The organism is Acinetobacter sp. YH12021 (assembly GCF_013420145.1).
Classification (GTDB): domain Bacteria; phylum Pseudomonadota; class Gammaproteobacteria; order Pseudomonadales; family Moraxellaceae; genus Acinetobacter; species Acinetobacter towneri.
Window position 1 is genome coordinate 41,459 of sequence record NZ_VOYT01000011.1, and the last position, 26,024, is coordinate 67,482.

General features: G+C 41.1%; 30 protein-coding genes. 16 read left to right on the forward strand and 14 right to left on the reverse strand.

Annotated elements, in window-relative coordinates:
• Nucleotides 1-75: 75 nt before the first annotated feature.
• Nucleotides 76-1,317, reverse strand: coding sequence for an acyl-CoA dehydrogenase family protein (locus FTT91_RS09755; protein ID WP_004973568.1), 1,242 nt, complete (start codon nt 1,315-1,317; stop codon nt 76-78).
• Between the two features lie 93 nt (nt 1,318-1,410).
• On the opposite strand from FTT91_RS09755, the gene FTT91_RS09760 reads away from it, so the two are divergent.
• The gene (locus FTT91_RS09760) at nt 1,411-2,328 is read left to right on the forward strand and encodes a LysR family transcriptional regulator (RefSeq protein WP_178866655.1); all 918 of its coding nucleotides are present in this window, start codon (nt 1,411-1,413) and stop codon (nt 2,326-2,328) included.
• 104 nt (nt 2,329-2,432) lie between these two features.
• On the opposite strand, the gene FTT91_RS09765 is transcribed toward FTT91_RS09760, so the two are convergent.
• From FTT91_RS09765 to FTT91_RS09785, 5 genes are all read right to left on the reverse strand, one after another.
• A complete protein-coding gene (locus FTT91_RS09765; protein ID WP_004973565.1) occupies nt 2,433-2,924 on the reverse strand; it encodes a hypothetical protein in 492 nt (163 codons plus the stop codon).
• A gap of 375 nt (nt 2,925-3,299) precedes the next feature.
• A complete protein-coding gene (locus FTT91_RS09770; RefSeq protein WP_004973564.1) occupies nt 3,300-3,683 on the reverse strand; it encodes a type II toxin-antitoxin system HicB family antitoxin in 384 nt (127 codons plus the stop codon).
• 2 nt (nt 3,684-3,685) lie between these two features.
• The gene (locus FTT91_RS09775; protein ID WP_004973562.1) at nt 3,686-3,874 is read right to left on the reverse strand and encodes a type II toxin-antitoxin system HicA family toxin; all 189 of its coding nucleotides are present in this window, start codon (nt 3,872-3,874) and stop codon (nt 3,686-3,688) included.
• Between the two features lie 132 nt (nt 3,875-4,006).
• Entirely contained in the window at nt 4,007-5,401 is a 1,395-nt protein-coding gene (gene fumC / locus FTT91_RS09780; protein ID WP_180169328.1) for a class II fumarate hydratase, read from the reverse strand.
• A 173-nt stretch (nt 5,402-5,574) separates the two neighbouring features.
• Entirely contained in the window at nt 5,575-6,579 is a 1,005-nt protein-coding gene (locus FTT91_RS09785) for an SDR family NAD(P)-dependent oxidoreductase (protein WP_180169329.1), read from the reverse strand.
• Between the two features lie 61 nt (nt 6,580-6,640).
• Here FTT91_RS09785 and tusD point away from each other — a divergent pair, with 61 nt between their 5' ends.
• The 4 genes from tusD to FTT91_RS09805 all read left to right on the forward strand — a co-directional run bounded on the left by tusD (nt 6,641) and on the right by FTT91_RS09805 (nt 8,123).
• The gene (tusD, locus tag FTT91_RS09790) at nt 6,641-7,009 is read left to right on the forward strand and encodes a sulfurtransferase complex subunit TusD (RefSeq protein WP_154320742.1); all 369 of its coding nucleotides are present in this window, start codon (nt 6,641-6,643) and stop codon (nt 7,007-7,009) included.
• Between the two features lie 43 nt (nt 7,010-7,052).
• Nucleotides 7,053-7,403, forward strand: coding sequence for a hypothetical protein (locus FTT91_RS09795; protein WP_004973555.1), 351 nt, complete (start codon nt 7,053-7,055; stop codon nt 7,401-7,403).
• A gap of 65 nt (nt 7,404-7,468) precedes the next feature.
• The gene (locus tag FTT91_RS09800) at nt 7,469-7,753 is read left to right on the forward strand and encodes a DsrH/TusB family sulfur metabolism protein (RefSeq protein ID WP_004973553.1); all 285 of its coding nucleotides are present in this window, start codon (nt 7,469-7,471) and stop codon (nt 7,751-7,753) included.
• A gap of 58 nt (nt 7,754-7,811) precedes the next feature.
• Complete coding sequence (locus FTT91_RS09805; RefSeq protein WP_026438386.1) at nt 7,812-8,123, forward strand: TusE/DsrC/DsvC family sulfur relay protein; 312 nt, start codon at nt 7,812-7,814, stop codon at nt 8,121-8,123.
• Nucleotides 8,124-8,154: 31 nt separating this feature from the next.
• Here FTT91_RS09805 and FTT91_RS09810 read toward each other — a convergent pair whose 3' ends face one another.
• The 5 genes from FTT91_RS09810 to FTT91_RS09830 all read right to left on the reverse strand — a co-directional run bounded on the left by FTT91_RS09810 (nt 8,155) and on the right by FTT91_RS09830 (nt 11,033).
• Complete coding sequence (locus FTT91_RS09810) at nt 8,155-8,643, reverse strand: helix-turn-helix domain-containing protein (protein WP_004973550.1); 489 nt, start codon at nt 8,641-8,643, stop codon at nt 8,155-8,157.
• Between the two features lie 198 nt (nt 8,644-8,841).
• The gene (locus FTT91_RS09815; RefSeq protein WP_026438387.1) at nt 8,842-9,300 is read right to left on the reverse strand and encodes a hypothetical protein; all 459 of its coding nucleotides are present in this window, start codon (nt 9,298-9,300) and stop codon (nt 8,842-8,844) included.
• Nucleotides 9,290-9,667: a hypothetical protein gene (locus FTT91_RS09820; RefSeq protein ID WP_096902818.1), complete on the reverse strand. Its 378-nt coding sequence runs from the start codon at nt 9,665-9,667 to the stop codon at nt 9,290-9,292. The genes FTT91_RS09815 and FTT91_RS09820 overlap by 11 nt, the downstream gene beginning before the upstream one ends.
• Nucleotides 9,668-9,808: 141 nt before the next feature.
• Nucleotides 9,809-10,696, reverse strand: coding sequence for a DMT family transporter (locus FTT91_RS09825; protein ID WP_131261930.1), 888 nt, complete (start codon nt 10,694-10,696; stop codon nt 9,809-9,811).
• A 187-nt stretch (nt 10,697-10,883) separates the two neighbouring features.
• On the reverse strand, nt 10,884-11,033 hold the full coding sequence (locus FTT91_RS09830) for a hypothetical protein (RefSeq protein ID WP_004973540.1): 150 nt from the start codon (nt 11,031-11,033) through the stop codon (nt 10,884-10,886).
• Nucleotides 11,034-11,240: 207 nt separating this feature from the next.
• Here FTT91_RS09830 and FTT91_RS09835 point away from each other — a divergent pair, with 207 nt between their 5' ends.
• The gene (locus tag FTT91_RS09835; protein WP_179988976.1) at nt 11,241-12,665 is read left to right on the forward strand and encodes a PLP-dependent aminotransferase family protein; all 1,425 of its coding nucleotides are present in this window, start codon (nt 11,241-11,243) and stop codon (nt 12,663-12,665) included.
• Between the two features lie 76 nt (nt 12,666-12,741).
• Here the strand turns inward: FTT91_RS09835 and FTT91_RS09840 are convergent, their stop codons facing one another.
• From FTT91_RS09840 to FTT91_RS09850, 3 genes are all read right to left on the reverse strand, one after another.
• The gene (locus tag FTT91_RS09840; protein ID WP_180169330.1) at nt 12,742-14,100 is read right to left on the reverse strand and encodes a DcaP family trimeric outer membrane transporter; all 1,359 of its coding nucleotides are present in this window, start codon (nt 14,098-14,100) and stop codon (nt 12,742-12,744) included.
• A gap of 108 nt (nt 14,101-14,208) precedes the next feature.
• Nucleotides 14,209-15,582, reverse strand: coding sequence for an MFS transporter (locus FTT91_RS09845; protein ID WP_163145796.1), 1,374 nt, complete (start codon nt 15,580-15,582; stop codon nt 14,209-14,211).
• 288 nt (nt 15,583-15,870) lie between these two features.
• A complete protein-coding gene (locus FTT91_RS09850; RefSeq protein ID WP_179988978.1) occupies nt 15,871-16,785 on the reverse strand; it encodes a LysR family transcriptional regulator in 915 nt (304 codons plus the stop codon).
• 116 nt (nt 16,786-16,901) lie between these two features.
• Here FTT91_RS09850 and FTT91_RS09855 point away from each other — a divergent pair, with 116 nt between their 5' ends.
• The 10 genes from FTT91_RS09855 to FTT91_RS09900 all read left to right on the forward strand — a co-directional run bounded on the left by FTT91_RS09855 (nt 16,902) and on the right by FTT91_RS09900 (nt 25,939).
• A complete protein-coding gene (locus FTT91_RS09855; protein ID WP_004973532.1) occupies nt 16,902-18,011 on the forward strand; it encodes a muconate/chloromuconate family cycloisomerase in 1,110 nt (369 codons plus the stop codon).
• A 13-nt stretch (nt 18,012-18,024) separates the two neighbouring features.
• A complete protein-coding gene (gene catC, locus FTT91_RS09860; RefSeq protein WP_096901615.1) occupies nt 18,025-18,315 on the forward strand; it encodes a muconolactone Delta-isomerase in 291 nt (96 codons plus the stop codon).
• A 147-nt stretch (nt 18,316-18,462) separates the two neighbouring features.
• Nucleotides 18,463-19,383 (forward strand): catechol 1,2-dioxygenase, encoded by a 921-nt coding sequence (catA, locus tag FTT91_RS09865; RefSeq protein ID WP_004973528.1) that lies wholly within the window; start codon nt 18,463-18,465, stop codon nt 19,381-19,383.
• A 73-nt stretch (nt 19,384-19,456) separates the two neighbouring features.
• Complete coding sequence (gene benA, locus FTT91_RS09870) at nt 19,457-20,845, forward strand: benzoate 1,2-dioxygenase large subunit (RefSeq protein WP_167846022.1); 1,389 nt, start codon at nt 19,457-19,459, stop codon at nt 20,843-20,845.
• Nucleotides 20,842-21,333: a benzoate 1,2-dioxygenase small subunit gene (gene benB, locus FTT91_RS09875; RefSeq protein ID WP_178319048.1), complete on the forward strand. Its 492-nt coding sequence runs from the start codon at nt 20,842-20,844 to the stop codon at nt 21,331-21,333. Before benA ends, benB begins: the two co-directional genes overlap by 4 nt.
• 95 nt (nt 21,334-21,428) lie before the next feature.
• Nucleotides 21,429-22,445 carry a benzoate 1,2-dioxygenase electron transfer component BenC gene (gene benC / locus FTT91_RS09880; RefSeq protein ID WP_180169331.1) on the forward strand — a complete coding sequence of 339 codons (1,017 nt, stop codon included), beginning with the start codon at nt 21,429-21,431 and terminating at the stop codon, nt 22,443-22,445.
• Nucleotides 22,446-22,483: 38 nt separating this feature from the next.
• Complete coding sequence (gene benD, locus FTT91_RS09885; RefSeq protein WP_004973522.1) at nt 22,484-23,269, forward strand: benzoate diol dehydrogenase BenD; 786 nt, start codon at nt 22,484-22,486, stop codon at nt 23,267-23,269.
• 59 nt (nt 23,270-23,328) lie between these two features.
• Complete coding sequence (gene benE / locus FTT91_RS09890; protein ID WP_180169332.1) at nt 23,329-24,549, forward strand: benzoate/H(+) symporter BenE; 1,221 nt, start codon at nt 23,329-23,331, stop codon at nt 24,547-24,549.
• Nucleotides 24,550-24,576: 27 nt separating this feature from the next.
• Nucleotides 24,577-25,263 (forward strand): 3-oxoacid CoA-transferase subunit A, encoded by a 687-nt coding sequence (locus FTT91_RS09895; RefSeq protein ID WP_104851986.1) that lies wholly within the window; start codon nt 24,577-24,579, stop codon nt 25,261-25,263.
• A 22-nt stretch (nt 25,264-25,285) separates the two neighbouring features.
• Nucleotides 25,286-25,939 (forward strand): 3-oxoacid CoA-transferase subunit B, encoded by a 654-nt coding sequence (locus FTT91_RS09900; RefSeq protein ID WP_180169333.1) that lies wholly within the window; start codon nt 25,286-25,288, stop codon nt 25,937-25,939.
• Nucleotides 25,940-26,024 lie beyond the last annotated feature (85 nt).

Consider the following 26,024-nt stretch of genomic DNA (forward strand, 5'->3'; position numbering starts at 1 on the left):
TTGAGATGTATCGGCAATATCAGAAATATTGCCGAATACACTACCAAGTGACACAATAAAAAATTCGCAACTGACTTATTTTTTGCGGCTGCTACGATAACCACGTTTAGCCAACTCAAGTTTGGCAATCATGCCTTTGTGTACTTCGTCTGGTCCATCGGCAAGACGTAAACTACGCGCTTGGGCAAAGAAACCTGTCAACGGTGTATCTCTAGATACGCCTGCACCACCATGAATCTGCATCGCCATATCAACTACTTTTTCCAAGACACTTGGTGCAACCACTTTAATGGCAGAAATTTCGGTAAGTGCTGCCATATTGCCTAAAGTATCCATTTTATAGGCTGCATAGAGAGTTAATAAACGTGCTTGGTCAATCGCCACACGTGCTTCCGCTACACGCTCCAAATTGCCACCGAGTTTCAGAATTTCCTTGCCAAATGCGGTACGACTCATGCCACGGTCAATCATCAACTCCAAAGATTTTTCGGCTGCACCAATACAACGCATACAATGGTGAATACGCCCCGGACCTAAACGACCTTGTGCAATTTCAAAACCTTGTCCTGCACCGCCAATAAAGTTGGCAACAGGCACACGCACGTTATCAAAACTGACTTCGCCATGACCGTGTGGCGCGTCGTAATCACCAAATACAGGTAACATGCGTTGAATTTTAACGCCCGCAGTATCCACAGGGACTAAAACCATAGAGTGTTGATGATGACGGTCTTTGGTTTCATCGGGTGTATGCGCCATAAAAATAATAATTTTGGCATTTGGATCGCCCAAACCTGAAGACCACCATTTACGACCATTCAAGACAATTTCATCGCCGTCTACGACTGCTGTTGCCTGCATATTGGTCGCATCACTTGAAGCCACTGCAGGTTCAGTCATACAAAACACAGAACGAATTTTACCTTCAAGCAGCGGTGTCAGCCATTCTGCCTTTTGTGCTTCAGAACCATAGCGCCATAAAACTTCCATGTTGCCGCTGTCGGGTGCATTACAGTTAAATACGGTTGGCGCAATCAAACTGCGTCCACTCAACTCTGCAATGTGTGCATATTCTTGTACCGACAAACCTTGTCCTAATTCTGGACAAGGTAAAAACATATTCCATAAACCTGCAGCTTTGGCTTTGGCTTTTAATTGTTCTAATTGTGCTGGCCATTGCCATTTAGTCCAGTCACCACCCTGATTTAATTCGTGAACTTCTGCCCAGAATTCAGCTTCAATCGGCTCAATTTCTTTGGCAATAAAGGCTTTGGTACGTTCTATATAGTCTTTGGCGCGTGCAGATAGCTCAAACATGGTTCAAATCCCTTAAAATATTGTATTCATTGCTTTACAACACCTTAACTTGAAAAGTAATATGAACAAAATGATTTAATTCAATAAAACACTATGAATCATGTTCATAACAATGCAAAAGTTGATCTTGCCGTTTTTCATCGTTTAGACATCAATTTATACCCGATGTTTGTTGCAATTTATGAGCAGCGCAGTATTTCCAAAGCTGCACAAATTTTGTGTATTAGCCAATCTGCCGCCAGTCATGCTTTGCAGCGTTTAAGACAACATTTACAAGATGATTTACTGGTGCGAAGTGGCAATAAAATGCTGCCTACGCCTTTTGCCGAGCAAATTTATCCGACTATTAAAAATGCCTTGTTGGCGATTCAAAGTATTGCAATACAGAAACAGCAATTTGAGCCGAATATGTTGCAATCGCTCAAAATTGCTATCCATGATGAAATTGAACCGATTATTTTTCCTAAATTGGTGGCACATTTTCAAAAGTTGAACTTGGATATTCAATTTCTGAGCCACAAATTAGACCGCAAAACGGTTTTGGCAGATTTAGCAACACAACAAATTGATTTTGTAATTGATTTAGAACAAAACTTTGGCGATAAAATTCAGTTTCAATCCTTAGTTCAAGACCAATTTGTGGTCTGTAGTTCACAACAAGAAATGAATACTGCACTTTATTTATCTTCTGCACATATTGGGGTTTCATCACGGCGTACTGGTATGTTGCTAGAAGATATTTATTTGCATCAAAAGCAATTATCACGGCAGGTTTTTTTACGTTGTCAGCACTATTCTACGGCGTTACAGATTTTACAGCAGCATCCTCAAGCCATACTAACTATTCCTAAAATGATTTTAAAGCATTTGAATATGAGCCAAAAATTGAATATTTTTGATGTGCCTGTAGACTTGCCTGTAATTAATATGGGGATGTATTGGCATAAAGATTTACAGGAAAATTCAAGGCATTATTTCTTAAGAGAGGAAATTTCTAAAATCTTTGCTTAGGCTATTTTGAGTTAATCTTGAATTTGCAAGTGGTTGCTAATCGTCTTGTATGATTCTATAAAAAATAAAAGCCGCCGAGACAGCTTTTTAATATGGGTTTGTTCTTAAAACTTCGCTTCCAATACTTTTGTAGATACTTTGCCTTTCCATAAATCACGCAAAATTGGCAAATAGAACTTTTCACCTACTTCTACCAATTCAGCATCAATTAAGGCATGTGTTTCATGCATAAATAAGTAATCTAGCTCCACAGTTTGTAATTGTTGTTGTGCTTTCGCGAAATCTTTACGTTTTTGTTGGGCTTGTTTCACTAACTGATCTGCAAATGTCTTGCCCTTGAACTGACTGAGCGCATTTAAACGTAATTCAATCACGCCCCACCCACTGAGCAGCAATTTAAATAACTCTAAATCTGCAGTGGTTGATTCCCACGTCATTTCTTCCAGATTTTCATTTTCAGGCAATACAGGTAGTAAAAGCTCCATTACACTTGGAAAAATCTTTTTAAAATTCAAGATAAATTTAACAGGCTGCTCACCCGGGTAATCTTTAAATTGCACGTGTTGCTGAACATCTGTTAAATAAATTGAGAGCATTGAAAATTTCCGTAGTTAAGATATTGAGTTGCTTATAAAAAAATTAAATTTTGCAAAATAAATGCAAAACTTTAGCAAAACAGTATTTTGAAGTATTGCGTATTCTAGCAATTATGGCAGCTTAATCAATGTAAGTTGAATAAGGAACGGACATAAAAGAAAGCATCTAAAAGTGGTTAATGCGACTAAATGACGGGTTTTTAACTATTACATTTAGATAGCACCTTGTAGCAGCCTATTCTGCCGTTATGCAAATTATGTCTTTAAACCAACACATAAATTTAAAATCGTATTAGGATGAATTACCCCACTGCATTCAAATTAGGTGCAATAGAAAACCCAGCATTTAGGCTGGGTTTAGTATATTTTACTTGATTAATGCAACGCCATTTCCGCGCTTTTAGCTAAGAATGCCGAACGGCTTAAATGTTGTTTTTTTGCAACAGCATCAATACGTTTCACTAAAGCTTCTGGCATGCTGATATTAATACGAATAGACTTTGTATTTACTTTTGTTGTATCAATATCAACTAACAACCAAAAACCCCCCTCAAATCGCTCATCACCTAACCATTGCTCTGGGCTTGATGGTTCTGGTAACGGAATATCTTCACCATCAAAGTGAACTTCAACCGCTTCCTGTGCCATGCGCTGAATATCTTGCATCTCATCTGCTGCGCTAAAGCATCCATCAAAGTCAGGAAAGGTTAAACCGTATGCGCTATCTTCATCTTTGTGAACATATACTGGATATAACATTTTTACCTCCACTCCCAACCAGCCTGTTTATATATATTGCGTAGAGTTCCTATTGGCATATCTTTACGTGGATGTGGTACCACAACATGTCCAGGCTTTTCAGGATGCTTATACTTTTCATGGTCGCCTTTACCACCCACTTTGTACCAGCCTTCCTGCTCAAGACGCTTAATAATGTCTTTGCTGTTCATTGTGTAATTATACACAACATAATTTTAATAAGGAAGGATGCCCAAAATTTTCCCTGATTTTCATAAACAAAGTCTGTGTCTACCTCGCATCATGTGCAGACAAACACAGACCTTGAATTTGTTTAAAACTGATTACTTGGTATTCGGTGCAATCATTTGTTCAGGACGTACCACTTCATCAAACTGCTCTGCTGTGACCATATTCAGCTCTACTGCAACTTGCTTTAAGGTTTTATTTTCCTTATAAGCTGTTTTAGCCACCTTCGCTGCATTCTCATAACCAATTACAGGATTCAAAGCGGTCACTAACATGAGTGAATCATGCAAAAAGTGATCTATTTTTTCACGGTTTGCTTGAATGCCAACGGCACAATGCTCATTAAAGCTATTGCAGGCATCACCCAAGAGTTGAATAGATTGCAATAAGTTATATGCGATCACTGGCATAAATACATTCAGCTCAAAATTGCCCGATGCACCTGCCACGTTAATCGTGGTGTCATTGCCCAATACCTGTGCAACTACCATGGTCATCGCTTCGCTTTGTGTTGGATTAACCTTACCCGGCATAATACTTGAACCAGGTTCATTTTCTGGAATACGCAACTCACCAAAACCACAACGCGGGCCACTGGCTAACCAGCGAATATCATTGGCAATTTTATTTAAACTCACCGCCAAAGTTTTTAATGCACCCGAAGCAAATACTGCAGCATCACGCCCTGCCAAAGCCTCAAACTTATTTGGTGCAGTCACAAAAGCTAAGCCTGTAAGCTGTGCCAATTGCTCCGCTGCCTGTACCGCATAATCAGGATGTGCATTTAAGCCTGTACCGACTGCTGTACCACCAAGCGGCAACTCATACAAGCCTGTTAAAGCCTGTTCCAAACGCTTTAAACTATGATCTAATTGAGATACATAGCCACTAAATTCCTGCCCTAAAGTTAATGGCGTTGCATCTTGTAAATGTGTACGTCCAATTTTGACAATTTCAGAAAATTCTTCACTTTTCGCATGCAACGTATCGCGCAAACTCTTTACTGCAGGAATGAGCAGTTCATTAATTTGCAAACTCGCTGCCACATGAATTGCAGTTGGAAAAGAATCATTGGTCGATTGGGCGCGGTTGACATGATCATTCGGATGTACAGGCTTTTGTGCACCTAAAGGATTCCCCAGTTTTTGATTGGCGATATTGGCAATCACTTCATTACAGTTCATGTTACTTTGCGTACCCGAACCTGTTTGCCACACCACCAAAGGAAATTGACTGTCCCACTGCCCTGCAATGACTTCATCTGCTGCACCGACAATGTACTGCGCCAACTCTTGAGGGATTTGCCCTAAGTTTGCATTGGTTATTGCCGCAGCTTTTTTAACCAAACCCATAGCGCGAATCATGGCGCGTGGTAAACGCTCATTGCCGATTTTAAAATTTTGTAAGGTGCGCTGAGTTTGTGCGCCCCAAAGCGCGTCATTCGGAACTTCAACCTCACCCATGGTGTCATGTTCAATACGTGTTTGCATGTTCAGCCTCATTCCTTCGTGATTTCAATGATGTCATGTGCTCTTATCTCGATCTTATAAAAAACAGACAGCCTAGTAAATGATAATTATTATCAATAATTCCGTTGCATTGTATCTGTTTCAGCTATGAGGCTTCGTGAATCGCATCTCAACGAATTTTATAGCGCTTACTTTTAATGCTTAAGCGTATTTTGATAAAAACGCCATTCATCCTCTAGCATTTTTTCCAGACTACGTTTTGGCTGCCAGTGTAAATATTGTTGTGCCTTATCTACGACTGCACCTAACTGATCTAACTCAGGATATTCATAATGAATTGCAGGAACTGTAGCAATTTCAGTGTCAGTGACTTCACTAATACGTGCAAGTAATTGTTGAATTGAAACCACTTCTCCCGCAATATTAAAAGCTTCACAGCTATGCGTTTGCTCAAATAACCAATGCAGGCTTGCAATCACAGCATCACAGGCATCGAGTACGTGCACAAAGCTACGTTCTACAGTTTGATCTGCAGTATTAGCTTGCTGACGTAATTCAATCGCTTCACGCTGCTGTACTGCGACTTGCATCGCCAAAGGAATAATATTTTTAGGTAACGGAGCAACGACTTCACCTAAAATGCCGTGTTCAAATGCACCTGCTATATTACTCAAGCGCAAAATAGCAATATTCCATTCATTATCGGTTCTAAAAGTATCTTGGATGATTTCTTCAACCATCTGCTGAGATTTCACATACGGATTGGCATAGGTGTAATTAAAACTCTGGCTTTCTTCCAGATTCAATCCTGACTTGCCATAGACCGCTATACTTGAAAGATGCACTAAACGACGCACACCTGTACGTTGCATGGAACGCAATAAACTCATAATACAACTGACGTTATCGTTATAATATTCCAGTGGTTTAAGCACCGATTCTTCTAAAGATTTAAACCCTGCACAATGCACCACCGCAATAATCGAATATTGTTCAAAAACTTTGTTCAGCGCAGGCGTATTTCTTACATCCAGTTTGGCAAAAGGCACATAACGCCCTGCAATATATTCAAGTCGCTCTAAAGTCTGCATACTTGCATTGGATAAATTATCTACAATAATGACCTCTTGCCCTTGAGCCATTAGGCTTAATGCAATGTGTGAGCCTATAAAGCCTAAACCACCAGTCACTAAAATCATTTATACTACCTTTTTTTATAAAGTCTGAATGCGCCTTGGCACATTGCATTAGTGAATTTTGATGAGCACCTTATTACTAATAACCTCCGCACCAACCTCTATTCATGCATGGCATGCACTCGGTCTTGCTCAAGCCTTACAACAGAAAAATGAGGCTTTTCGTGTGTTTTTTTATCAAGATGGCGTTGCTGTAGCGAATGAGTTGCAATGGGTACCCGATGATCAACGCAACCTCAAAACAGAATGGCAAAAATTGTCTATTCGTTTACCCGTATGTGTAAGTGCCGCACTGGCACGTGGTATTAGCGATGCAGACAATGCCAAACGCCATCAACTGAGCCAACACAATTTAGCCGCAGGCTTTGAATTGGTTGGCTTGGGCGAACTGGCCGATGCAGTGCAAAGCACAGAACGCCTGATTCAATTTTAAGCGATTCATTTTGTAAATCTGTTGCATTTAAAAGGTAAATTGTGTGAAAACTGTACTCGTGGTTTTACGTCAGGCCAATTTAAACAGCTTACAAGTGCATGAAAGCTTGTCTGCAACAATGGTACTGGCAACTTTTGGTTGTGAAGTCAAAGTGTTATTACAAGATGCGGCATTAAGCCTATTACAGTCGGAACTGGCATTTGATTCACTAAAACATGCTTTTAAAGTGGCATCCAATTTGGTCGATAGCTTTGAGTTTTATGACCTCAGCCCAATTTTGATTGAAAATAAACATGCTAACTCGCCGTTTATCAAAAATACGGTACATGAAATTGAATGGGTGGAACTGAATCGGGAGCTGATTCAAACCTTTGATCGAGTTTTATATTGGTAGGTTGATCGGTGGTTTAACAATATGATTGATCATTTGACCATATCTAAACATCTAAAGAGAAAAGCATGTCTGACGCAAATTTATATTTAATCCAAGCGAGCTTTGATAGCACCGCAACAATTTTAGCAGAGCTAAATGCCTTGTATGCTCCGCAAGACAGCGTTGTACTTATGGGTGATGCGGTATTGCATCAGCAACATCCACTCTGTGCCCAGCTAGACAAAATATATGTACTGGAAAATGATGCAGAAATATTGAATGGTCATTTGGCGGAAAATGTACAGCCGATTAATTATGCAGCTTTTGCAACGCTGTGTTTAGCACATCAGCGCTGTATCAGCTTAAAATAGCAAGCCGTAATGATATGAAACCAATGCAAAGCATTTTTAAGGGTGAATGAAACAAGAGATGACACTAGAATTAGATCAAGATGGACATTTGCTGGATTACACTGTCTGGAATGAACAAGTGGCGCAAGAATTGGCGCAAAGTTTAGAGCTTGAACTCACAGCTTGGCATTTTGAAGTTTTGCACGCTGTACGCCAATTTTATCAGCAATTTGGACACTCACCTGCAACCCGTCCTTTAATCAAATTTTTAATGAAAACTGTAAGCCCAGAGATTAACAACGCTGTTTTGCAGGAAAAATTTAATACAGGTTTGGTGGCACGGCATTTAAGTCGTTTAGCGGGTATTCCTAAACCAGCCAACTGCTTATAGACAAACTGTTGCTGATTAATACAGCACTGATTTAGGCTTGTTTTAAATTCTGCTGTGCTTGGATGTACTGATAATACACTGGGGTAAAATGTGGTTTTACTTGCTTGGCATGCAGTTCTTCACCACATTCCGAACATACCACGACAGGTTGAAACGTCTTAGCACAATTTTTATGGATGTATTCCACAGGCTTACCTAAACCTTGATCCATCCATTTATCTGCCCAATTTGCCATAGACAGCATTAAGGGATAAAGCTCCAAGCCCTTCTCTGTCAATTTATATTCAAAACGTTCTTGGCGCTCTACATAAGGCACTTTGACTAAAATTTCATGTTCCACCAAACGCTTTAAACGATCTGACAATACATGCCGCGTTACGCCCAAATGTTGTTGAAAATCATCAAAGCGACGCATGCCCATAAAGGCATTACGAATAATCAGCATCGTCCAACGGTCACCAATCACCGACAAGGTTCGTGCAATCGAACAAGGCTGCTCGCCAATTTCATCCCATTTCATCTATGTCGCCTATCCCTCAGTTCACTACCTGCAAGTTAAAAGATTCTACAGTCTTTGCAAAGTTAGTTTTGCATGAAAATTGATAAAAAATGAAGTATGACTTCACAATCTGCTTAAAAGGAATCCCCAGTTTTTGGGGTTTTATACGCCTGCATCTTCAATCTTTAAATTTGCTATTCACTTATAAGGCAGATCACACTATTTAGATGTAGCTCCTGCACAAAAAACTTGTTCAGTCATACCTGAAGCCGTGAAACTGTTGTGCTGCTGTTCTAAATAACGCTTTGCCACCATTAACATCACAGGTGCAGGATACAAGTTTGGATTGTACTCGGAAATTTCAGCAATATTTTTATAGGCGTGATAGCGTGCACAAAATGCCTGTTTTTGTTGTTCTGCCGTTGCTTGGCTCGTAGGATCATCCAATATTTTTTTGCTGTCATTCACAATTTGCGTGTATTGATTTAACAAATCTTGATATTGTGTTTGGGTCAACCCATTGGCTGTATGTGGAATTGTAATAGGTGTAGATGATGCTTCAAGTGCCAACTGCTGCGCTTGAATACCTTGTGCCATTACGCTCAGACTTTGCAGTCCAAGCATAATGCTCACCGATATTTTTGCCATGTTCGACATGCGCATAAGCTTAAGACTCATCGCCTTCTTTCCAGACATCTTCATAGTCATCAGCATCAATCATAAAGCGGTAGCCTTGTTCTAAAGCCAGATATGGAAGCACGTCAGGCAAAATATCTTGCAACTCGCGCACAGGCATGGTTTCAAAGTTCACTTCATCTTCACCCAATTCACCGCCATAAATGTACCACGCGACTTTTTCTTCACCTTCTGGCGCTTTACGCAAGCCCACAATTGGGTCTTTATTTAAGGTCTGGACTGCAACTGCGACAACATCATCGCCACTCACTGCAATATAGGCTGAACCAAATTCTTCACAGAGCAGTTTTTGTTCTTCTATCAATTCTGCCAAGGCTGAGTTTTTTTGCTTTTGCTGTGGTTTAGACATGACAATTCTCTAAGATAAGCTGTGAGTATTCTAACGAGATTGTACGGATAGAAAATCTTTATTTTTATATTTCTGAGATGCTCAAATGAAGTGCAACGGATATGACATGAATTTGAAATTACTTAGCTTTGAAATATGATGCTACGCCCAAATAACCAACATTGCCGCAAGCACGACCAATCCCAATCCCCAATGATCGGTACGAGCAAGTTTTTCTTTAAAGAAATACGCTGAAATAAGTAAGCTGAATAATATTTCAATTTGTCCGAGTGTTTTCACAATCGCCACAGTTTGCATACTCATGGCATTAAACCAGCCCAATGATGCTAAAAAACTGCAGACGCTCACTTTAAAAGTTAATCCAACCCGCTGCCACATGGCATATAAGGTATGTCGTTTAAATATGCCTAAAAAAGCCAATAAGATAAAACATTGTAAGCCAATAACCCACACCAAAACCCATGCAGCACGATGAATAAACGGTAAGAAATCGAGTTCTAGACTGGCTTCACGCACCAATAAAGAAGTCACCGCGAAGCTGAGTCCACTACCGATTCCAATGGCTAAAGTCGTGAATGAAAAATCACTGCGTTGATTGCCTTTACTGAGTAGAAATACCGCAATACCGCCTATCGCAACGCCGAACCACGCCAATGCACTTAAATGTTCTTGTAAGAAAATCACGCCTACAATTGCGGCTAAAACTGCTTCACTTTTGGCAAGCCCGACACCTACTGCGTAATTTTTTTGTTGAAACAGTTTTACCATTAAAGCCGTGGCTAAAATCTGACACACTGCTGCAATAATGATATACAGCCAAAACACCGAACTAAAATGTAGTTTGGCTTGAACAGGCTGCTGCCATTGTAAAATGCTTAAATACGCCAATGCAAAAGGCAAGGCAAAAATAAAACGTGCCAAAGTCACGCCATAAACATCTACACTTGTGCTGAGTTGTTTTTGAAAGGCATTGCGCCATGCCTGCATAAATGCAGCCATTAAGGTAAAGAGCACCCAACTCGAAATCATTGCAACCACAAATGCTTTACTGATAAAGTTATAATTTACGCCTATTCCGTTATTTTTGCGATCTTTATTGCTTTTGAGTTATGCGCTTACGATCTCTTTTATAAACAAAAAAAACATTCATTAAAATTCAAATGAATGTTTTTCATATCTTGAAGCGATTATAGGTGTGCTGTTATTCAAAAACTGTTTAGAACTTATCTAAATTCACCACAACAGCCACGCCGATACAAAATAAAGCTACATACACGGTAAACCAAATAATCATGTGCTTAAATGCTTTGTCTGAAATACTGCTATCGGCATATTTCTGTGGTTTGCGTGAGTTATCTTCTTGCATATCGACTCCAATCTAGCCAGATTATGGGGATATACAGATTATGTAAAATTCTAAAGCATTGCTGTAGATACAAAATATTCATTAAAAACTATAACAGTTGATTTTAGATACATGCCAATCTGTTATAAAAACAGAAATTATTTAATGTTTTAAACCTAAAAATAGATCAAAATAAGTAACAGCTGCAAAAAATGCTTGAGTCATACCATGTATAAATCTGAACAATTGGCGTTGAACATTCGGCAACTCATTGAAAATGGTGCATGGAAAGCACATAGCAAGTTACCTTCGTTAAGAGAACAATCACAAATCAGTGGTTATAGCTTAATGACCGTGCTAAACGCTTATCAAGAACTTGAAGCTCAGGGATTGGTTTACGCTAAACAAAAGTCGGGGTTTTATGTCGCAGAACGTCTCAATCAAACTGAACGACCTGTACCAAGCAGTTTGAGTTTAAATGCACATATTCAAATGAACTCTTTGGTCTTTGGCTATTTAAAATCAATTCAGTCTGCAGATGTCAGTCCTTTAGGCTCTGCCTTTCCCAATGCAGAATTACTGTTTAACCCAAAGTTAATGCAAATTTTAGCGCAGCACGCCAAGCGAAAAAGCAGTTATTTTAGCCACGACCACATGCCACCGGGCAATTATGAATTAAGAACCATAATTGCAAATCGCTACTGTTTACAAGGCATACCCACCCATGCAAATGACATTGTCATTACATCTGGCGCATTAGATGCGCTCAATTTGTCATTACAAGCTTTGACCAAACCTGGAGATTTTATTCTATTACAAGAAACTATTTTTTATGGTGCATGGCAAGCGGCTGAACGTCTTGGTTTACAGGTGATTACCATTCCAGAACACCCTGTTTCAGGTTTCGATTTAGACTCATTTGAACAAGCCTTAAAACAATACCCAATTAAAGTCTGCTGGTTGATGTTGAATATTCATAACCCTATTGGCTTTAGTGTCAGAGATGAAATTAAGCAACGTATTGCGAGTTTGCTTGAAGAATATCAAGTGTATTTAATTGAAGATGATGTCTATCAAGAATTGTATTACGGAACGCAAAAACCGCTACCCATGAAGTATTTTGACCGACAACAACGGGTACTGCACTGCGCTTCTTTTTCTAAAACTTTGGGTTCTGCTGTGCGGGTTGGTTGGGTTTATGCAGGACAATTTTCCAATGCTATTCAGCATTTGCAACTCATGAGCACGGTTTCTGCAAGTCCCTTACTGCAAAACACTTTGGTCGATTTTCTGTCACATCATCATTATGAAAAACATTTGCGTCAATTACGCAAGCAATTAGAAAAACACAAAAAAGTGTTTTATCAGCAGTTGAAACAACGCTTAAACCCAACCTGCAAAATTCACTACTATTCTAGTGGATACTTTTTATGGATTGAACTGCCTGCATATATAGATGGCTATACGATTTATCAGCTATTGATTCAAAACAAGATTGGCATTGCGCCAAGTCAGTTATTCCGTTCTGAACAGGTCAGCCAGAACTTTATCCGTTTAAACTGCTCTTTTGCTTGGAACAGTGATATTGCTGCTGCATTGGATGTTTTGTCTGAGGTGATACAACAGCACATCACGCAATATACTCATGCCTAATTGCCAAGCCGATCACCCGGCAATAAAAAAAGAGCTGAGTTTTTGGCTCAGCTCTTTTGTGGTTTACAGTACAATTTTAGAAGTTATAAATTGCGACTGCATTGATTCGGTTATCTTCACCTGTTTTGCTGCCATTTGCTGCTTCACCAAATGCTTCACGCTCACCATAAACATATTCTAAACCAAAGCTTAACGGTTTACGTGGGCTATAGAATACGTTTGCCCAAGCTTGCCATAAGTCTTTGTTAATCGTGGTTGTGTCTTTCGTTGCTGCAATGTAGTTAGGGTCTTTGTCAAAACTCATATAACCATAACCCAAAGTGCCATGCACTTTGTCACCAAACTTTTGTGTAATACCGACCATAATTGAATCGAATTCACTTTGCGCTGCGATAGCACTCGTTGCAGTAATCGCACCTTTGTCATCAAGGTTAGTAACAGCAACACCTTTGTTGGTAAATGATACAAAGCTGCTATCACCTTTTACATGGTAATAATCGGCTTTTAAAGTCGTGCCCGGTACAACATCGTATTTAGCACCTACACCGACACCCCATGCCATTTCTTCATCAGAATTGACACGTTTTTCATGTCCCATCGCACGTACGCTGACATTTAAATTATCTGCAAATTGATGATTTAAACGCGCAGTTAATGCAGGTAAACGCTGGTTGATTGAACTGTCTTTAGGGTCTTCAGCTGCAACCACCAAATTGGTTTGTGGGCTAAACTTTGTTGTATAGCGTACTTGTGGTGTACGTTTCACCGCACCACCAACATACGCCAAAGCATCAATGGTTTCTGGCATATAGTCTGGAATCGCAAAGTTTGACCAAGTTTGACCAATTAACCAGTTGCCGTAGTTCAAGTAAGCATGACGAATACGTAAGTTATCAAGATTTGCTCCACCCAAGAAGTCAACTTCAAGTTTACCTTTTACGTCTTGTTCACCCACAGGGCTTTTAAAATCTAAACCTAAACGGGTTGCAGAAAGTGTTGATCTTAAACGATCACTTTGTTCTTTATTGCCTTCAAGTGGTACACCGTTAATTTGGTTATACGGCATATCTTTAGCGCCACCTTCTACCTGATAAGAAGCATCTAAACGCACATTACCATATAGATTAAATTCGGCACCTTTGGCAGTTTTTAACACAGGATTAGCAACTGGCGCTGCTGCAGTACGTTGCACATTGGCAATTGCTGTTGCAGTTTGTGCATTTTGTACTTTTTGCTGCTCAATCAAACCACGTAAAGCCTGAACTTCTTGTCTAAGTTGTTCAATTTCTTTTTGCTGTTGAGTTTGCGCTTGTGCTGCAACACTCATACCGCCCATGCTCAATGCAATCATGCTCATCATGAGCGTACGCTGCATTGTTGGTCGAACCGTTGTAGATTGAAAATGTGTAGATTGGGTTAATTTTTTCGCGTTCATCCTAAACTCGCTTGTTATTGTGCCATCAAATTCTAGCAACAGATCACCATCTCTTACGATGGCGATCTATATCATTGATGACTGTAGATTAATGGAAAGGTAAAGAAATTATTGGGTTGCTTTTTGTGCGACTGGATTGCTTTCTACAGCAGGCTCCGCAGCGGCTTTAGCTTCTACAGACGTTTTTAAATTCACCATGAAGATTGCTAAGGCAGCAATTACACCTGGAATCGCAATAGCAAAGAAGTTCATTTGGTGCGGTAAATTCATGGTTAATAGTGCACCTGTGAGTACTGGCCCAACGATTGCACCGATGCGACCAATACCTGACGCCCAGCCCATACCTGTAGAACGTACAGTAGATGGGTAATATTGTGCGACGAAAGTATAAAGCAAGATTTGTGAACCAATTGTCGCTGCACCTGCAACTGCAATTAAGGTATACAACACGATTTGCGGGCTGTTGAAACCAAGTAGAATTAACGCTGCTGCACCACAGATAAACATAATGGTCAGTACTTTTTTGATATGGAAACGGTCAGCCAGCGCACCACCACCAATCGCGCCAATCATCCCACCAATGTTCAAGGCGAATAAGAAGATCATACTTGCACCAAGTGAGTAACCTGCTTGGATCATCAATTTTGGTAACCAGCTGCCCAAAGCATAAACCATTAACAAGCACATGAAGAATGCGATCCAGAACATGAACGTACTGAACATACGGCCTTGCTGGAACAATGCTTTTACAGGTGCTTCATCGCCTTTAGTCACTTCATTCAGTACAAACTCAGTGTCACCATTTAATTGTTGGCTTGGTGAAATTTTTTGCACAATGCTGCGAGTTTGCTCAATTTCTTTCTTGTTGGTCAAATACATGAGTGACTCAGGCAAGAATTTCCAAATTAATGGTAAAGCCACCAATGGAATAATTGCGATGTAAAACATGATTTTCCAACCAAACTCTGGCACTAACCATGCACCCAACAATGCTGATGTCATACCACCAATCGCATAACCACTGAACATAAGTGCAACTAAAGTACTACGAATACGCTTTGGCGCATATTCAGTCATTAATGCCACTACGTTTGGCATTACACCGCCAATACCTAAGCCTGCAAGGAAACGTAAAATACCAAATTCAACAGGGTTAGTCGCAAATGCGCCAAAGAAGGTAAAGCCACTAAAAATAGCCACACAGATCATAATGGTTTTTTTACGACCCAACTTGTCCGATAACGTACCGAAGGTCATGGCACCAAACATCATGCCAAACAATGCCGTACTGGCCAGTAAACCTGCTTGTACCGCACTGAGCGCCCACTCTTGCATAAGTAATGGTAATGCAACCCCATAAATGACCAAATCGTAACCGTCAAAAATAATGATCATCAAACACCAAAACAATACGCCCCAATGGAATGGCGTGAACTTGGCCTCGTCAATCAAGGTATTAATATTAATTTTATTGCTTTGCATCTTGCTTCACCTCCTAATTGTGAAGTCCGTTACTCCAACTCAGATGCACACAATGAATAATAAGTTAAAATTTGTCCAAAACTGAATAGGCATGGATACATACCTAAAAAGTCTATAATTTGTAAGATATTGATTTTAAAATAGATAAAAATAACAAGGCGAAAAAAATACTGTAATGTGATGCTTAAAAAAGTTTTTTCAGGCAATTCACATAACAGTATTTTGTTAAAAATATCTGTGCTTTTATATAAAAAATATAGTTATAAATATTTGTTTTATATGGCTTTACTAGAATACATTGCGATCATAAGTAAATGCTTCCAAATCATAAACTTGATAAATGCAGTCAAACAAAGATCGAATGTCTTCACTTTCATCCATATTACGAATTGCCATAAACACAGGACTTACAGCCGAGTCATCTAATAAAGGTATAAAGTGCAAATGTGCCAAATGAATACTTTGTGCGCTTTCTGGCACGATACACAAGCCCTCACCTGCAGCAACAAAACCCAACGCCAATTGTAATTCACGCACTTCACGAATTTTGCGAGGTTCTAAACCATACTCAGAAAACACGCCACGAATTTGGGTAGAGAAGTTTGGCTTGTTGTGATTTGGATATAAAAATACTTGTTGATCAACAACATCCGCCAAATATACACCTTCTTTTTGTGCCGCAAATGGGTGGCTCGAATGTACTGCAACCATCAAGCGTTCTTCACGTAATAAGATACGTTTAACTGCAGGATCAGAAATTCTTAAGCGTCCAAATCCAACATCTATGCGCCCTTCTTTAAGTGCCTGAATTTGGTCATTGGTGGTCATTTCCACCATTTCTATTTTTAAATGCGGATGCTGCTGCTTAAACAAATACACAATTCTTGACAATAATCCGAACAATAAAGAACCAACGAAGCCAATAGTCACAGTACGACCAGCAATACCGACACGTTTTGTCATCGACTTGATTTCTTCCGCATTAGACAAAAGTTTAACGGCATGTTGGTAAAAGAATTGGCCTGCTTCGGTGGTCTTAAGCGGTCTACTTCCACGCTCAAATAGTTGAATTCCAAGCTCTTGTTCTAAATTTTGGATCTGTCTGCTCAAAGGTGGTTGAGCAATAAAGAGTTTTTCTGCTGCCTTGGTGAAACTTTGCTCTTCTACAACAGCAACAAAATAACGTAAATGTCTGAGTTCCATAGCTCAAAATACCTTTTAAGTATAAAAAAATGCATATTTGATCTTCGACCAATGCAATTTATTCTTTTAAGGTATATCACATAACTGTAATAAAGCAATGATATGAAGGGCAAACCATGTATAAGTCAGTAGAAACTTTGCTGGTGGAAATACCAACCATCCGTCCACACAAGATGGCGGTTGCAACCATGCAAACCCAAACCCTTGTATTAGTCAAAATCACCACTGAAGATGGTTTTGTTGGCTGGGGCGAAGCAACCACGATTGGCGGCTTGGGCTATGGTGAAGAAAGCCCAGAAAGCGTAAAAACCAATATCGAAACATATTTCGCATCATTGCTAAAAACTTTAGCTGGCTTGAATGTTGCGCAAACTTTACAGGTCATTAAAAAGAATATCAATGGCAACCGTTTCGCGAAATGTGCCATTCAAACTGCTTTATTAGATATTCAAGCGCAGCGCTTAAACCAACCTTTAAGTGAAATTTTAGGTGGTCGCCTACGCAACTCGGTTCCTGTGTTATGGGTACTTGCATCTGGCGATACAGAAAAAGACATCGCTGAAGCACAAAAAATGATTGCGGCTAAACGCCACAACACATTCAAGCTCAAAATCGGTTCACGCCCAGTAGAGCAAGATGTAGAACACGTATTGGCAATCAAACAAGCATTGGGTAAAGACGTTTCTATTCGTGTAGACGTAAACCGTGCTTGGTCAGAACTTGAAGCAATTAAAGGCATCCAGCTTTTACAAGATGGTGGTGTCGATTTAATTGAACAACCATGTGCAATTGACAACATTGATGCCATGGAGCGTTTAACACGTAAATTTGATATTGCCATCATGGCAGATGAATCATTGATGGGCCCACAAAGCGCTTATCAATTGGCAAAACGTAATGCTGCATCTGTATTTGCAGTTAAAGTTGCCCAATCTGCGGGTCTAATCGAAGGTTGTGAAGTTGCAACAATTGCACAGTTGGCAGGCATCGACCTATATGGCGGCACAATGCTTGAAGGCCCTGTCGGCACGATTGCATCTGCGCATGTGTTCTCGACCTTCCAGAATTTAGCTTATGGCACAGAATTATTTGGTCCGTTATTGCTGACCGAAGAAATTTTAAAAACTCCACTTCAGTACCAAGACTTTGAATTACACCTTCCAACAGGTGCAGGTTTAGGTATTGAGTTGGATGAAGACAAAATTGACAACTTGCGTCGTCAGTAATTAGGAGAAACCCATGCTTTTCCACGTACGTATGGATGTAAACATTCCATTGGATATGCCAGCAGAAACTGCTAACGAAATTAAAGCCGTTGAAAAAGCATATTCGCAGGAATTACAGCGTCAAGGCAAGTGGCGTCATATTTGGCGTATTACTGGCCAGTATTCAAACATCAGTATTTTTGATGTTGAGAGCAATGAAGAACTGCACAACATTCTGCAAGGTCTTCCGCTCTACCCTTACATGAATATTGAAGTGATGGCATTGAACCGCCACCCTTCATCAATTCGTGAAGATGACACCTGATTTAATTCGGAAACTGGAGTAAGCACCTTACTCCAGCACCAAAGTAAACATTTAGCAAACCAAGTAAACAAGGAAAGTGGCAGCCAATTATCTCGTTTTTAGTCCAGAGATATTCGCCACCAAAGCACACCTCCAAGGAGAATGAAAATGAATCGCCAAGAAATTGATGCATTAGTTAAGCAAATGAACGTTGATACAGCGACAGGCCCTGTAGATGAACGTGTACAACAAGTTGTTGTGCGTTTATTGGGTGACCTTTTCCAAGCGATCGAAGATCTTGATATTTCTCAGTCAGAACTGTGGAAAGGTCTGGAATACTTTACTGATGCCGGTCAAGCGAACGAATTAGGTTTATTGGCTGCAGGTTTGGGTCTGGAACACTACCTAGACTTACGTGCTGATGAAGCGGATGCTAAAGCAGGCATTACTGGCGGTACGCCACGTACGATTGAAGGTCCACTTTATGTCTCTGGCGCACCTGAAACAGTAAGCTTTGCGCGTATGGACGATGGTTCTGAAGAAGGCAAAATCCCGACGCTGATCATTGAAGGTACAGTGACTGATACTGACGGCAACCGTGTTGAAGGTGCTAAAGTTGAAATCTGGCATGCCAACAGCCTAGGCAACTACTCATTCTTTGACAAGTCACAGTCAGACTTTAACCTGCGTCGCAGCATCATTACCGCTGCCGATGGTCAATATACTGCATTGACGACAATGCCAGTGGGTTATGGCTGCCCTCCAGAAGGTACAACTCAGTTTGTACTGGACAAGCTAGGCCGTCACGGTAACCGTCCATCGCACGTACATTACTTCGTATCTGCACCAGGTTACCGCAAGCTGACTACTCAATTCAATATTGAAGGCGACCAATACCTGTGGGATGACTTTGCATTCGCGACTCGTGAAGGTCTGGTGGCAACTGCGGTTGACGTGACTGATGAAGCTGAAATTGCAAAACGTGGTCTGAAAGGTCCTTTCAAACACATCCAGTTCAACATTGTTCTTCAGAAAGATCAAGCTGGCGTTCCTTCTACTGAAGTTGAACGTCGCCGCGCAAGCGCATAATTTGAAATGGAATCGGGATGTGGTCGTTGCCCCATCCCGATGACTGCCCTCCTTGGAAAGTCGGAGAAAGGACATGCCTCGTATTCCTGTTATCAATACTAGCCACTTAGACCGTATTGACGAATTATTGGTTGATGATTTTGAATCTGGTGAATTTAAATTACACCGTTCAGTATTCACAGACCAAGCCCTGTTTGACCTAGAAATGAAATACATTTTTGAAGGCAACTGGGTTTATTTGGCACATGAAAGCCAAATTCCAAACAACAATGACTACTACACCACTTACATTGGTCGTCAGCCAATCATCATTGCGCGTAACCGCAATGGCGAATTGAATGCCATGATCAACTCGTGTTCACACCGTGGTGCACAATTATGTCGTTACAAGCGTGGTAACAAAGCAACTTATACTTGCCCATTCCACGGTTGGACTTTCAACAACTCTGGTAAGTTGTTAAAAGTGAAAGACCCAGCAGATGCAGGTTATTCAGATTGCTTTAACAAAGACGGTTCACACGACTTGAAAAAAGTTGCCCGCTTTGAAAGCTATAAAGGTTTCTTGTTTGGTAGCTTAAACCCAGATGTTCCTTCTTTAGAAGAATACCTAGGCGAAGCGACTAAAATCATTGACATGATTGTGGGTCAATCTCAACAAGGTCTTGAAGTTTTACGTGGTTCTTCGACTTACACCTATGAAGGTAACTGGAAGTTAACTGCTGAAAACGGTGCCGATGGTTACCACGTGTCTGCAGTACACTGGAACTACGCTGCAACAACTCAGCAACGTAAAGAAAAAGAAGCTGGCGATAACATCCGTGCAATGAGCGCAGGTTCATGGGGCAAACAAGGCGGTGGTTCTTACGGCTTTGAAAATGGTCACATGCTCCTTTGGACTCAATGGGCTAACCCAGAAGACCGTCCTAACTTTGCCAAGAAAGATGAATACACCGAGCAATTCGGTGAAGCAATGGCGAAATGGATGATCGAGCGTTCACGTAACTTGTGTATCTATCCAAACGTGTACTTCATGGATCAGTTCGGTTCACAAATTCGTGTGTTACGTCCTCTTTCTGTCGATAAGACTGAAGTGACAATTTACTGTATCGCACCTGTAGGTGAAGAGCCAGAAGCACGCGCACGCCGTATTCGTCAGTACGAAGACTTCTTTAACGCATCAGGTATGGCTACACCAGACGATCTTGAAGAATTCCGTGCATGTCAAGTTGGCTACGCAGGTATCGCACTTGAGTGGAACGATATGTGCCGTGGTTCTAAGCATTGGATCCAAGGTCCAGACGATGCTGCAAACGAAATCGGTTTAAAACCAAAACTTTCAGGTATTAAAACTGAAGACGAAGGTTTATACCTTGCTCAGCACCAACACTGGTTAGAACTCATCAAACAAGGCATCGCAACTGAAAAAGAAATTGCGGCATCTACTGAAGGAGAAAACGCATGAGCGACATCACTTTAGAAAAAGTTGCGCAGTTCCTTTATCAAGAAGCTCGCTTTTTAGATGATGAGCAATGGGATGAGTGGTTACAGTGCTACGCTCCTACTGCTTCTTTCTGGATGCCAGCTTGGGATGACGATGACCGTTTAACTCAAGATCCACAGTCTGAAATCTCTTTGATTTACTATCCAGACCGTCAAGGTTTAGAAGACCGTGTGTTCCGTATCAAAACTGAGCGTTCATCTGCAACCATGCCAGATACACGCACAAGCCACAACATCAGCAACATTGAAATTGTTGAACGTGATGGCGATAAAGTCACTGTACGTTTTAACTGGAACACTTTAAGTTTCCGTTACAAAACTAACTACAGCTACTTTGGTATGTCACGCTATGAAATCGATTTTTCTGGCGACAAACCGCAAATTTTAAGCAAGTACGTGGTGCTGAAAAACGATTACATCAACCAAGTAATCGATATCTACCACCTCTAAGACTGTATTCATTTACAGCAAGGTAAAAACCTTTCAGCCAGATGGAATCTTAGCTGAAAGGTCTAGTTTCAAAGATTTATATAGGATATTCAGCCATGTCAAACCACAATGTTGCACTTCAATTTGAAGATGGCGTTACACGTTTTATTTCTGTTACAGATGGTGAAACACTGTCAGACGCAGCTTACCGTCAAAAGATCAATATTCCTTTGGACTGCCGTGACGGTGCATGTGGAACGTGCCGTGCGTTTTGTGAATCAGGTTCGTATGACATGCCTGAAGAAACTTATATTGAAGATGCATTGACACCAGAAGAAGCTGAACAAGGCTACATTCTTGCATGCCAATGTAAACCAACTTCTGACGCAGTATTCCAAATTCAAGCAACTTCTGATGTATGTAAAACTGAAATTCATGCATTTGAAGGTACTTTGGCTCGTGTAGAAAACTTATCTGACTCGACCATTACTTTTGACATTCAGTTAGATGAAGGTCAACCAGACATTCACTTCCTTGCAGGTCAATACGTGAATGTGGGTATTCCTGGTACAACAGAAACCCGTTCTTATTCATTCAGCTCTAAACCAGGCAACCGCTTAACGAGCTTTGTTGTACGTAACGTACCAAACGGCAAAATGAGCGAATTCTTAAGCCAAAATGCCAAAGCTGGCGAAAAAATGACCTTTACGGGTCCATTTGGTAGCTTCTACTTACGTAATGTAGCACGCCCTGTAGTGATGTTAGCAGGTGGTACAGGTATCGCACCATTTATGTCTATGCTGCAAGTACTTGAAGAAAAAGGTTCTGAGCACCCTGTACGTTTAGTTTTTGGTGTGACCAATGACTTTGACTTGGTTGCAATTGAAAAATTAAACGAACTACAAGAAAAATTCTCTTGGTTCGAGTACCGTACTGTAGTGGCAAATCCAGAATCTGCACACGAGCGTAAAGGTTACGTGACTGGCCATATCGAAAACGAATGGCTCAACGGTGGTGATGTAGACATCTACCTATGTGGTCCAGTGCCAATGGTAGAAGCGGTACGTGGCTGGTTAGACGCAGAAGGTGTTAAACCTGCAAGCTTCCTATTTGAAAAATTCTCTGCCAACTAAGTTTGTTAGACATTCAATAAACGCAGTCGGAGAATAAAATGAATCGCACAAAAAGATTTGAAAACAAAGTTGTAATCGTGACTGGTGCCGCTCAAGGCATTGGTCGCGGTGTGGCTTTACAAGTGGCGAGTGAGGGTGCCCAAGTGGTTATGGCAGACCTTTCTCCCTATGTAGAAGAAGTGTTGGCCGAAATTGAAGAACACGGTGGCGATGCAGTAACCGTAAAAGCCAACCTTGAAACTTTTGCAGGTGCAGAATCTGTGGTTGCTAAAGCACTTGAAACCTATGGTCGTGTTGATGTGCTCATCAACAACGTAGGCGGTGCAATTTGGATGAAACCTTTTGAAGAATTTTCTGAAGAAGAAATTATCAAAGAAGTGAATCGTTCATTGTTCCCTACTATGTGGTGCTGCCGCGCAGTATTGCCTGAAATGGTGAAAAACCAGAAAGGTACCATTGTAAACGTATCTTCAATTGCAACACGTGGTATTAACCGCGTGCCATATTCGGCGTCTAAAGGTGGTGTAAACGGTTTAACCGCTTCCCTCGCCTTTGAACATGCCAAAGATGGTATTCGTGTGAATGCTATTGCAACTGGCGGTACAGAAGCGCCACCACGTAAAGTGCCACGTAATGCCAACCCACTTTCAGAATCTGAAAAAGAGTGGATGCAACAAGTGGTCGATCAAACCATTGATCGTACCTTCTTGGGTCGCTATGGCACCATTCAGGAACAAGTGAATGCGATTCTGTTCCTTGCTTCTGATGAGTCATCGTACATGACAGGTACCGTTGTACCTGTAGGTGGTGGTGATCAGGGCTAAGCCAAGATCATGACCAACTTCAACAGGATCATTGCTTGACGCAAGGAGGCAAATCGTCAATGAGTCACCTGTTCCAAACTTTAAAAAATGACTGGTCAATTTCAGCCACTGTTGCAGGATTCTTAGCAGTGCTGATCTCCTATTCAGGGCCATTGATCATCTTTTTCCAAGCAGCACAGCAAGCCCAAGTTTCCCCAGACATGATGATTTCATGGATTTGGGGAATTTCTATTGGTGCTGCTGTCGCAGGTATCTTTTTATCAATTAAGTATAAAGTGCCTGTGGTGACCGCTTGGTCTGCACCGGGTACAGCCTTACTGGTCACACTGTTTCCAGATATTTCTTTGAATGAAGCCGTTGCAGCCTACATCACCTCTGCTGTAATGATTTTTTTGATTGGAATCACAGGTTATTTTGACAAACTCCTGTCTTGGATTCCGCAAGAAGTCGCAGCAGGCATGATGGCAGGTATTTTGGTTCAATTTGGCTTAGGCTTATTTACTGCAACCGATACCCTGCCATACATTGTATTTGGGATGCTGGCGGTATTTTTATTGGCAAAGCGTTTTAGTCCACGTTATGCCATGATTTGGGTGCTTGCTGCAGGCATTATACTCAGCTTAATGCTCGGTAAAATTAACCCTGTCACCACCAATTTTAGTTTGGCAATTCCACAGTTTATTGCACCTGAATGGACGTGGAATTCAACCTTAAACTTGGCATTACCTTTAATTTTAGTCAGCTTGTCTGGGCAGTTTTTACCGGGTATGGCAATTATTAAAATTAGCGGTTATGACATGCCTGCTAAGCCTATTATTAGTGCGACCAGTATCGCTTCTCTTGCCGTTGCGTGTGTGGGAGGAATTACCATTGTACTTGCCTCTATTACTGCAGCATTATGCTTAGGTAAAGATGCGCACGAACTGAAAGAAAAGCGATATATTGCAGGTGTTGCAAACGGTATTTTCTATATTTTAGGTGGGTTATTTGCGGGTAGCATCGTCATGCTATTTAGCCTATTGCCCAAAGAACTGATTGCAGCTTTGGCTGGACTTGCACTTTTGGGTGCAATTGCCACCAATATTTCAGTTGCAATGAGTAAAGAATCACAGCGTGATGCAGCCCTCATCACCTTTTTAGCAACTGCCTCTGGCATGCAGTTTTTAGGGCTAAGTTCTGTATTTTGGGGCATCTGTATTGGTTTGATCGCACATTGGGTATTAACCAAACGCGACAACTCAGCAGCACCCCTACCTTCAACTCAAAGTTCCAAAAGTTAATGGACAGGCAATTGTCTAGGACACATTATGATTGATAAAAGTCAAACTTCTTTAACAGAAGTCCTTTCGCAAATTAAAGATGGTTCAACCATCATGATTGGTGGTTTTGGTACCGCAGGTCAGCCAGCGGAACTCATTGATGGTTTGATTGAACTTGGCATCAAAGATTTAATTATTGTAAACAACAACGCAGGTAATGGTGACTACGGTTTAGCGAAACTGCTAAAAGCTGGCGCGGTACGTAAAATTATCTGTTCATTCCCACGTCAGTCTGACTCTTGGGTATTTGATGAACTTTACCGCGCAGGCAAAATCGAGCTTGAACTGGTGCCGCAAGGTAACTTGGCATGCCGTATTCAGGCTGCAGGTATGGGTCTAGGTCCAATCTATACCCCTACAGGTTTTGGTACTTTACTTGCAGAAGGCAAACCAACCTTAAATTATGAAGGTAAAGACTACGTACTAGAAAACCCAATCCGCGCAGACTTTGCTTTAATTAAAGCACAGCAAGGCGACCGTTGGGGTAACTTGGTGTACCGTAAATCTGCACGTAACTTTGGCCCAATCATGGCGATGGCTGCCGATGTGACAATTGCACAGGTTTCTGAAGTGGTTGAGTTAGGCGCGTTAGATCCTGAACACATCATCACTCCGGGTATTTTCGTTCAGCACGTTGTTGCCGTTGGCGCAAAACAACCTGAACAATCTGCATAACTGTCACGTGAAGGAGAACATCATGAGCTATACCAAATTAACACGTGATCAAATCGCTGAACGTGTGGCACAAGACATTCCAGACGGTGCTTATGTCAACCTCGGCATTGGCTTACCAACTAAAATTTCAAACTACCTGCCTTCAGACAAAGACGTATTCTTACACTCTGAAAACGGTTTATTGGCTTTCGGTCCACCACCTCCTGCAGGTGAAGAAGACCCTGAGTTAATCAACGCAGGTAAAGAATTCGTGACCATGCTAACAGGCGGCTCATTCTTCCATCATGGTGACTCTTTTGCCATGATGCGTGGCGGTCACTTAGACATCGCAGTATTGGGTGCATTCCAAGTGGCTGAAAATGGCGACTTGGCAAACTGGCACACAGGTGCGCCAGATGCGATTCCTGCTGTTGGTGGCGCAATGGACTTAGCCGTTGGTGCGAAAAAAGTCTTTATCACAACCGATCACATCACCAAAAAAGGTGAACCAAAAATCGTGGCTGAATTGACTTACCCAGCAACTGGCTTGAAATGTGTAGACCGCATTTACACTGACTTATGTGTGATTGACGTAACTCCTGAAGGCATGAAAGTTCTTGAAAAAGTTGAAGGCTTGAGCTTTGAAGAATTACAGTCATTGACTGGTGCAAAGCTGATTGATGCGACTCAGGCTTAATCGTCTTTAAATATAATTTTTAATCCCCCTAAATCCCCCTTTTTCAAAGGGGGACTTCCATCAAGTAATTTTAGGTGGGAATCTC